Here is a 3865-nt window from a genome sequence, read left to right as displayed (position 1 = left end):
CTCCCCCCCGTCTGGTGTGTCTTCTGGCTTTCGTTCCTTCGGGTGTGTTCCCCCCCCCCCCCCACCGGTCTCGGCGGGAGCTCGGACAGGGCCTCAGGCGAGGAGCTCGGCGGGGATGGCGAAGGTGGACAGGGAGTCGGCCGGGAGGGTCGCCTCGATGAGCTTGCCGTTGGCGGCGAAGGAGATCGGCATGGGCACCGACATGTCGTTCTGGGTGGCGATGACGATGCTGCCGTCGGGGTTGACGAAGGACAGGATGTTCTCGTAGCCCGTGTAGGACAGGGTCTTGACGAAGCGCGCCCCCGCCTTGACGAAGTGCGACAGGTGCTTGAACACGTAGTACTCGTGGTTGAACGCGTACTCCTTGGTGGCGGGGTCCACGGTGACGAAGGAGTTCTGGCTCCAGCCCCAGCGCGAGACCCCGCCGGCGTCGAGCGACAGGTTCCAGTAGTCGTAGACGTTGGCGCCGTGGTTGAAGTAGTGGCGCATCATGCCCCAGGCGTAGCGGGCGTAGCGCCAGTCGTTCTTGCCGTCCCCGCACTCCTGCTCGGACTGGTAGATCTTGAGCTCGGGGTGGGCCCAGTGGATCCTCGCCACGGCGCCCTTGCCGGCCCACTGGAAGCCGACGCCGCCGATGCGCCCACCGATCTCCTCGTCCGCCAGGACCTCCTCGACCAGGCGCTCGTCCGCGCGCTCCATGGTGCCGAAGAAGACCTCGACGCCGCGCTTGTCCATCTGCGGCACGAGGTGGCGCAGGAAGCGGGCCAGGCCGGCGGGGGTCCAGGTGCAGGAGGGGAAGACCTGGTCGGAGTTGAACTCGTTCTGCGGCATGACCATGGAGATGTCGATGCCTCGCTCGGCGTAGGCGTCGATGAACTTGCCGAAGTAGCGGGCGTAGGCGTCCAGGTGCTCCTCGTCGAGGATGAAGCCGTCGGTGCCCTCGGGGATGGCGCGCTCGGGGGTGAGCCCGTTGTCGTACTTCGTCTGCTGGGCCATGGGCGAGGGCACGCCGCAGGCGTAGTGGTTGTTGGTCTTCATCCACGTGGGCGGGCACCACGGGGAGGCCCAGAGCCTGAGGTCCGGGCGCACGGCCTGCGCCGCCTTGATGAAGGGCACGAGGGTGGCCTCGTCGTGCTCGATGGAGAAGTCCCTCAGCTCGAGGTCGCCGGGGGTCTCGTCGTAGGAGTACCAGTCGATCGAGAAGTCGTTGGCGCCCACGGGCATGCGGCACACGGAGGCGTTGGCGCCCTGCGGGGAGAAGATCTCGTGCATGATGCTGGCCCGCTCGGCCTCGGTGAGGCGCGACAGGGAGGTCCAGCCCAGCTCGTTGAAGCACACACCGAAGCCCTCGACCTCCTGCAGGGGCGAGCCGGTCTGGAGCAGGGCCTCGGGGAAGACGTCCATGTCGCGGATGGTGACGCCCTGGGTCTCCTGCCAGGGGGCGGTCTCGGTGGTGACGATCCAGGTGGGGGCGGCGCTCATGAGTATTCCTGTAGTTGGTGCGTCGTTGCGGTGGAGGGTTGGTGTGGGACCGGCGGCGGTGGCGCGCGCGGGCGAGCGCACCGCCGCCGGATGGCTCAGGCCCGGGTGCTCTCGATGACGAGGACGCCCCAGCCGGGGATGGTGACCTCCTGGCCGACGGCGAGGTCGGTGCCCGCCTGGCCGGTGGTGCCCAGGACGTCGGTGCCGGCGACCGGCAGGGTGAGGGCGACGTCGTCCTTGGTGTAGTTGAGGAGGAAGGCCAGGTCGCGGCCGGCGCCGTTGGTGCCCTTGCGCACCGTGACGGTCCCGGCGAGCCCGTAGGCCCAGTCGGTGACCGCGGCGCGTTCGGCGACGAGGGCGAGCACGGCGCGCACGACCTCGGCCGAGGCCCAGGCACCCAGGTGGGTGATGCTGCCGGAACCGACCGTCCGGGTGGCGATGGCGGGCCCGGACCAGGCGTGGTGGTCGTAGGTGGCCAGCACCTCGACGTCGGACTGCCCCTCGGGGGCCTCGACGGGGGTGAGCAGCTCGAGGAAGTGGCTCACCTCGAGGCCGGCGCCCTCGCCCAGGCGCTCGGCGAGGGCACCCGCGGGGGCCAGGCGCACGCCGTCGGGCCTGGTGAACTGGTCGGTGCCCAGGCCCAGCAGGTCGGCGAGGCCGTGGGGCTGGCGGTCGGCCCACACCTGGATGTTCTCGTCGGCGACGGCGGTGCGGAAGGTGGTGACCAGGTGGCCGCCGCCGGTGGCGTAGGCGCGCAGGTTGTCGATGGTGGTCTGCGGCGCCGAGTACAGCGCCGGGGTGAGCAGGACGGCGTAGCGCCGCAGGCGCTCGAGCGGGGCGTCGGCGGGCACAACGTCGGCCTCGAGGTTGAGCTCGAAGAGGGCGTCGTAGACCCAGCGCAGGACATCGTTGTAGTTGACGCCGCCACCGGCGTACTTGCGGGGGAAGCCGGCGTCGATGGAGAACCACTCGAGGGCCGTGTAGGCCTCGTTGGAGACCATGACGGCGATCCGGTTGCTCTTGGTCAGGCCGGTGAGGCTGGCGGCGTGCTCCTTCATCTCCCGGCCCAGCACGCAGGCCTCACGGTAGGTGGGGTTGGCGGAGTAGTCCTGGGAGAGCAGGCCCTTCCAGTAGGTCTCGAAGGAGTTGTGGATGGAGCCCCAGTGCCAGTACATGACGCCGCAGGCGCCGGAGGCCAGGTGGGAGTAGCCCTGCAGGCGCAGCTGGCCGGGGTAGGGCAGCCAGCCCATCTGGCCCTGGGCCTGGGTCTCCAGGACGAGGTAGGGGGCGCCGTCCTTGAGGGAGCGGTTGACATCGCCGCCGAAGGCGATCTCCTTGCCGGTGAGCTGGTCCTCACCGGGGTGGTAGATGTCGACGCCGGCCAGGGTGACGGCCTCGGCGGCCTTGAAGTGGTCCACGGCGGGTTGCAGGCCGAAGGAGTATCCGCGCCACTCGTAGTCGAAGTTCTGGGTGACGAACTGGTCCTGGCGGCGGTAGTCGTCGACGATGGCGCGCTGCCAGCTGAGGAACTCCGTGACGAGGCCGCGGCGGAAGGCGTCGAAGGCGGCGCCCAGGGACCCGTTGACCGTCATGGTGACGTCCGGCAGCTCCTCCCATACGTTGACGCGGTTGGCCCAGTAGTTCAGGCCGTAGGCGGCGTTGAGGGCGTCGAGGTCGCCGCCGAAGCGCGCCTTGAGGTGGTCAACGAAGGCGTGCTGGATGTCGGCGTTGTAGGCGTCGTAGTACTTGGTCTCGTTGTCGAGCTGGAAGCCGATGACGTTGCTGCGTCCGGCGGTGTGCTCGACGAGGGCGCGGATGGCCTGCTCGCCGTAGTAGCGGTAGGCGGGGGCCGTGATGTCCATGTTCTGGCGGGGGCCGTACTGGTTGGGCAGGCCGGTGGCGGACACGCCCATGACCTCGGGGTGACGGGCGGCGAGCCACGTGGGCACGGCCGCGGTGGGGGTGCCGACGATGACGTCGAGGCCGTGGGCTGCGGCGGCGTCGATGGCGCGGTCGATGTGGTACCAGTCGAAGACGCCGGGGGCGGGGTTCCAGGTGCCCCAGGTGAACTCGGCGATGCGGATGGTGGTGAAGCCGGCGTCCACCATCATCTGCATGTCGCGCTCGAGGCGGTCCTCACCGGCGGAGACGGGGGTGTACTCGTCGTAGTAGGCGGCCCCGAAGATGAGGCGGTCCGTCTGTGCTGTCATCGTTGACCTCCTGCGGCACCCTCGCCGCTTATCTAGTGGTTACTAGATAGTAGGTCATGGGTGTGTGCAGGGGAAGGGGCGGCGGCGTACATGTCGTCGCACAGAGGGCTGCCTCGCCCCGCCCACACGAGCGTGAGAAAGTGACGCAGAATAGAAAAAATCAAAACTTGTCT

The 3865-nt window shown here is 69.0% G+C and carries 2 protein-coding genes; both read right to left on the bottom strand.

Annotation, left to right across the window (positions count from 1 at the left end; translation table 11 throughout):
• Positions 1-93 precede the first annotated feature (93 nt).
• The gene (locus ACSJJR_RS05635) at positions 94-1482 is read right to left on the bottom strand and encodes a glycoside hydrolase family 30 protein (protein ID WP_435942569.1); all 1389 of its coding nucleotides are present in this window, start codon (positions 1480-1482) and stop codon (positions 94-96) included.
• 95 nt (positions 1483-1577) lie between these two features.
• Positions 1578-3692 (bottom strand): beta-galactosidase, encoded by a 2115-nt coding sequence (locus ACSJJR_RS05630; protein ID WP_435942568.1) that lies wholly within the window; start codon positions 3690-3692, stop codon positions 1578-1580.
• Between the last annotated feature and the right edge of the window lie 173 nt (positions 3693-3865).

It is taken from the genome of Actinomyces sp. W5033 (assembly GCF_051303165.1).
This window is presented reverse-complemented; position numbering and strand designations above follow the sequence as displayed.